This is a genomic window from Sulfitobacter sp. 15WGC (assembly GCF_005068605.1).
Classification (GTDB): Bacteria; Pseudomonadota; Alphaproteobacteria; order Rhodobacterales; family Rhodobacteraceae; genus Sulfitobacter; species Sulfitobacter faviae.
In genome coordinates this window covers 1-5,456 of record NZ_SZNL01000008.1, presented here as the reverse complement: position 1 = coordinate 5,456, position 5,456 = coordinate 1, and the positions used below count along the sequence as shown (strand labels likewise).

Genomic DNA, 5,456 nt, shown 5'->3' with positions numbered 1-5,456 from the left:
CCCACGTCAGGTGCAATGCACCGGGACAAAGTGGGCGACAGGCCGCAAGGTGTGGCAGGGGACTGTAACTCCCTCGCGGAGACGCACGCCTGGTTCGATTCCAGGGTCGCCCACCACTTTCTCCCCCCTATTTTCAGACATCGTAACATGCTGGCGCCGAGCGGATGGCCACCGATCGATCCCCCGGATCGATCCTGCGCGGGATAGCCATGTGGCAGGGCCCGCCTGCGGCTCCCTCGCGGAGACGCACGCCTGGTTCGATTCCAGGGTCGCCCACCACTTTCTCCCCCCTCGCGATAGTTCGTATGCGCAGTTAAGGCGCGTTCGTGGCGACCGATCAAAGCCGGGCCCGAAGGCTATCACGGGATCAGCACACCGCTCCGCAAAAAACCCTCAATCGCCATTCCCAAATCGTCGTAAACCAGTTGAACCCGAACCCTCTCAACCGACCCGAGGTCAAACACCAGGTAAGGCTGCGGATCCCCCTCCAGAGCCGCATTCGGCGTCGGCAATGAATCGTGGCAGGGCGGCATCGGCAGATTCCGCATCGGCGCGTCGTTCACCGCGATTGCCATGGCGGCCAGCCCGCAGCGCCAGCTCCACAGGTGGGTCACATAGAGGAAGTCTCGCCCATCATACTCTCGCACGGCGATCCAATTCCCGCGGGTGGCGTTCAGGATCGGACGCACCTCTGCGGCGGTGGTGAAACGGCCCGTGGGCGTCTGGTCTTCGGCGACCAAGCCGGGGGGCACGGCATCCATGTAGAACGCAGGCGGCGGGGCCGCGGGCGCCGCCGGGCTGGCCGGGGCTGCGGGGCGTGCCGGAGCCTGCACCGTCATCGGCGCATCCGGTCGGCCTACCCCGTCCGAAGGCGCAGAGTGGCCGCCCAAGCTGATCACGATCACGGCAAAGACAAAATCGAACATTCGAACCCCTTTCGCAGGCCGCTCAAATTGCTGGCTTTTGCCGACAGAGCCCTGCCCCTATACTGGTCGAAAACCAAAGGCCGCAGTTAAGTATGACACGCAATTCGCGTATCCCGCAAATTTTCAACGTCGTCATTGTGGGCCAAGAGGGGCGGCTGGCCTATGAGGCGCTGCTCTTCGCCGCCTCCCTGCGCCATTCCTGCCCGGAGTTCCAAGGTCGTTTGCTGATCGCCGAGCCGCAGCCCGGCCCGCTTTGGGACAGTGACCCGCGCATCACCGACAGCGCGCTGCGCGAGGCGCTGAACGAGCTTGGGGCGGAGTTCGTCCCCTTTGACAATCAGCATTTCGGCAGCACCTACCCCAATGGCAATAAGATCGAGATGCTCAGCGCCCTGCCCGCGGGCGAACCCTTTGTTTTCTTTGACACCGATACGCTGATCACCGGCGATCTGTCGGCGGTGCCGTTTGATTTCAACCGCCCCTCGGCCTCTCTCAAACGCGAGGGGACATGGCCCGAGCCGCAGCTATACGGGCCGGGCTATAGCGCATTGTGGAAGTCGCTTTACGACAAGTTCGGCCTCGACTTCGCCAGCAGCCTCGACCTGAGCCAACCGGATGAATATTGGCGGCGTTATCTCTATTTTAACGCAGGGTTCTTCTACTACCGCTGTCCGCAGGAATTCGGCGATCTCTTTCTGCGCTACGCGCTGGCGGTGCGCGACGCTCCTCCGGTCGAGCTTTGCGCGCAGAGCTTTGACCCTTGGCTCGACCAAATCGTGCTGCCGCTGGTGATCCACGCCCTTGGCGGCGGGCGGGGCACCCTGCCTTCTGGGCTGTTGGATGGCACGGTCTCCTGCCACTATCGTTTTCTGCCCCTGCTCTACGCGCGGGAGAGCGATCATGCCATCGAGGTGCTAGAGGCCATCACCGCCCCCAACCGAATGAAAAAGCTGCTCAAGCAGCGCGATGCGATCAAGCGGATGGTCTATCAGGGCCGCGGGGCCAAGGTGCGCGCGCTTTTCGATCAAGACAACCTGCCGCGCCGCGAACAGGCGATCCGCAACCGGATCAAATCAAACGGTTTCTGGATGCGCTGAGCCCCGCCTGCCCCGTTGTCTGGACGGGTCTTTGCGCCTAGGCTGCGCGGGAACCATTTTCTGAGAGGACAGACCAATGGCCGACAGCCCCACCCCACATTTCGACACGCTGCAAATTCACGCAGGCGCCAGCCCCGACCCGGCCACCGGCGCGCGGCAGACGCCGATCTATCAGACCACGGCCTATGTCTTTCGCGATGCCGATCACGCGGCGGCTTTGTTCAACCTTGAGGAAGTCGGCTATATCTATTCGCGCCTGACCAACCCCACCAACGCGGTCCTGCAAGAGCGTATTGCCACGCTCGAAGGCGGCGTCGGTGCGGTCTGCTGCTCATCGGGTCATGCGGCGCAGATCATGGCGCTGTTCCCGCTGATGGGGCCGGGCAAGAATATCGTCGCCTCTACCCGTCTCTATGGCGGCACGGTCACGCAGTTCAGCCATACGATCAAACGCTTTGGCTGGTCCTGCAAATTCGTCGACTTCGACGATCCGCAGGCCGTGGCCGATACGATCGACGACGACACCCGCGCGGTCTTTGGTGAGGCCATCGCCAACCCCGGCGGCTATATCATGGATGTGCGCGCCATTGCGGATGTAGCCGATGCGGCGGGCATTCCGCTCATCATCGACAACACCAGCGCCACGCCCTACCTCTGCCGCCCTATTGAACACGGCGCGACGCTGGTGGTGCATTCGACCACAAAATACCTCACCGGCAATGGCACCGTCATGGGCGGCTGCGTCGTGGATTCGGGCAAGTTCGACTGGTCTGCCAATGACAAATTCCCCTCCCTCAGCCAGCCTGAGGAAGCCTATCACGGCATGAAGTTCCACGAGACCTTCGGCCCCATGGCCTTCACCTTCCACGGCATCGCCATCGGGCTGCGCGATCTGGGGATGACGATGAACCCACAGGCGGCGCATTACACGCTCATGGGGATCGAAACCCTGTCGCTGCGCATGGAGCGGCATGTGCAGAACGCGGTGAAGGTGGCCGAATGGCTCGAACAGGACGACCGGGTTGAGTATGTGACCTATGCCGGGCTGGAATCCTCGCCCTATCATGAGCGGATGCAAAAGGTCTGTCCCAAGGGCGCGGGCGGGCTTTTCACCTTTGCGGTCAAGGGCGGCTATGACGCCTGTGTGAAACTGGTCAACAGCCTTGAGATCTTTAGCCATGTGGCGAACTTGGGCGATACGCGCTCGCTGATCATTCACTCGGCCTCTACCACCCACCGGCAACTGACGGCAGAGCAGCAGGAAGCGGCGGGGGCCGGTCCGGGTGTCGTGCGCATCTCCATCGGGACGGAGGACGCCGACGATCTGATCGCCGATCTCGATCAGGCACTGGCCAAAGCGACCAGCTAAACCACCTTCCCCCGCCGATCACCTCGGCGGGGGTTTTCCATCCGCGGCAGCTTACTGCCCCGGGGCAATCGCAAAGGTCATCGACACCTGCGCCCGCACCTCGACCTCGCCTTCGGCCACGGCGCTGTCCATCGCCATCCCCATACGGGCGGATTCAAACATCTTGGGCTGCGCGTGGGAGTTTTCGGTCATGCGGATCAGCGTGCCGAGCTCCACCCCTGCCGCCTCGGCCAACTGCCGCGCGCGTTCGGTGGCATCCGCAACGGCGGCCTTGCGTGCCTCGGCCAGCGCATCTTTCGGGTCTTGAAGTCCGAAGTCCAACCCGTTGAAATCATTCGCACCCTCGTCGATCACCGCATCCATCATCGCGCCCAAGCGGTCCAGATCACGCACTTTGACCGTCACGGAGTTGCCCGCCTGATAACCGGTGATGCGCGGCGGCTGGCCGTTCTCATTCGCGCGGCGGTCATGCAGCGGGCGCAGGTAGAAACGGCTGGTCTGGCGGTCCTTCGCCGCGACGCCCTGCGCGTCGAGCTGGGTCAGGATCGCGCTCACGGCGGCATTCACCCCGTCCATCGCGGCCTTGGCGGTTTCGGCCTCTTCGGTCACGCCCAGAGTGATCGTCGCCATGTCGGGCGCGGCGGCGATGCTGCCTTGGCCGGTGACGATAATCCCCTCTTCCGGTCCCTGCTGGGCCGAGACCAATCCGGCCCCCGCCATCCACGCCAGCGCCACCCAATTCATCAGTCGCATGTTCGTTCCTTTCCGTGCATCAATGCGCCGCCATTTGCCCATCGCGGCCCGGTTCTGACAAGCACCCGCACGGTGCGCACCCTTCCCTTGGGCGAACTCCTGCTCTATCCTTCGCGATGACTGCGGCGCGTCTGTAAGTGCGCCCGACCCCATGCTAAAGTCGACCGCGATGAAGCCGAATTTTACCCTCTCCCTGTCGTTCGACGGCATTCGTTTGCTCCACCGCACATCGGGCGGATGGCAGCTTGTTGGTGAAGTGGCGCTCGACAGCGCCGATCTGGCGGCGGAACTGGCGGTCTTGCGCAAAACCGCCACGGCGTTGGAGCCCGGCGGGCTGCGCAGCCTGCTGTTGATCCCCGACGCGCAGATCAAATACCTTACCCTCGACACGCCGGATATGGACCCCGCCGCCCGCCGTGCGGCAGCGGCAGAGGCGCTGGAGGGGGCCACGCCCTATCCGGTTTCCGATCTGGTGTTCGATGTGCATGCCGATGGCGGGCAGAGCCATGTGGCCGCCGTGGCCCGCGAGACCTTGGACGAAGCCGAAGCCTTCGCCGTGGAGCATCGTTTCCACCCGGTCAGCTTTGCCGCCGCCCCGGCCAGTGAAAGCTTCGATGGCGCGCCGCACTTCGGCATGACGAAAGCCGCGTCAGACCTGCTGGAACCCGGCGAAACCGTGGAGCCTGAGACGGCCCCCATCGTGATTTCCGGCGTGATGAACGCGCCCGAAGGGCCGGTCGTGGACACGGATGAGACGCCCCCCGTGGCCGAGCCTGAACTTGCCGCTACACCGGAAGAGACCCCGCCGCCGGTAGAGGAAGACCTGCCGGAGTTGGGGTCGACCGAGGACGCTTCGGAAGCCTCCCCCTCGTTGGAGCCAACCCCCGAAGACACGCCACCGCCCTTGGACGAAGACCTGCCCGCCTTGGACGCTGCGACGGAAACGGAGGCGACGGAAGACCCGGCAGAGGCCGAGCTGGCCCCCACTCCAGAGGAAACCCCACCGCCGTTGGCAGAAGACCTGCCCGCGTTGGAGCCCCCCGCGCCAAGCGAGGAACCGGAAGAGACGGAGGCGGACGCGCCGCCCGCCCCCACGGGCAGCGTTGCGGCATCCGCAGCCCCCCTTGCGGCGGCGGCCAGCACGCAGACCGCGCCGCAGCCCGAGCCTTCGCGCAAGGTTGATTGGTCGAGCTGGGCGCGAGACCCTGAGGTGGAATATTCGGTCGAACATTACGCGCAGATCGCGACGGGGCTTTTGGATCACTTCCAGATCGACCGCGCCGCGTGGTTCGGCACCTCTCTGGGCGGCAT

General features: G+C 64.3%; 4 protein-coding genes, 1 tRNA gene and 1 pseudogene. 4 read left to right on the top strand and 2 right to left on the bottom strand.

Translation table 11 applies throughout. The annotated features are described in order from the left end of the window. Window positions 1–32: 32 nt before the first annotated feature. Window positions 33–116: transfer RNA gene (locus FCK22_RS18895), tRNA-Tyr, on the top strand. Between the two features lie 243 nt (window positions 117–359). On the opposite strand, the gene FCK22_RS08335 is transcribed toward FCK22_RS18895, so the two are convergent. After that, window positions 360–926, bottom strand: coding sequence for a hypothetical protein (locus FCK22_RS08335; protein ID WP_169306071.1), 567 nt, complete (start codon window positions 924–926; stop codon window positions 360–362). A gap of 92 nt (window positions 927–1,018) precedes the next feature. Between FCK22_RS08335 and FCK22_RS08330 the strand changes: the two genes are divergently transcribed. Then, window positions 1,019–2,023 (top strand): hypothetical protein, encoded by a 1,005-nt coding sequence (locus FCK22_RS08330; protein ID WP_067261241.1) that lies wholly within the window; start codon window positions 1,019–1,021, stop codon window positions 2,021–2,023. Between the two features lie 76 nt (window positions 2,024–2,099). After that, window positions 2,100–3,392 carry an O-acetylhomoserine aminocarboxypropyltransferase/cysteine synthase family protein gene (locus FCK22_RS08325; protein WP_067261239.1) on the top strand — a complete coding sequence of 431 codons (1,293 nt, stop codon included), beginning with the start codon at window positions 2,100–2,102 and terminating at the stop codon, window positions 3,390–3,392. Window positions 3,393–3,443: 51 nt separating this feature from the next. On the opposite strand, the gene FCK22_RS08320 is transcribed toward FCK22_RS08325, so the two are convergent. Continuing rightward, entirely contained in the window at window positions 3,444–4,145 is a 702-nt protein-coding gene (locus FCK22_RS08320; RefSeq protein WP_067261238.1) for an SIMPL domain-containing protein, read from the bottom strand. A 151-nt stretch (window positions 4,146–4,296) separates the two neighbouring features. Between FCK22_RS08320 and FCK22_RS19080 the strand changes: the two are divergent. Next, window positions 4,297–5,456, top strand: a pseudogene (locus tag FCK22_RS19080) (hypothetical protein); the annotation flags it as partial.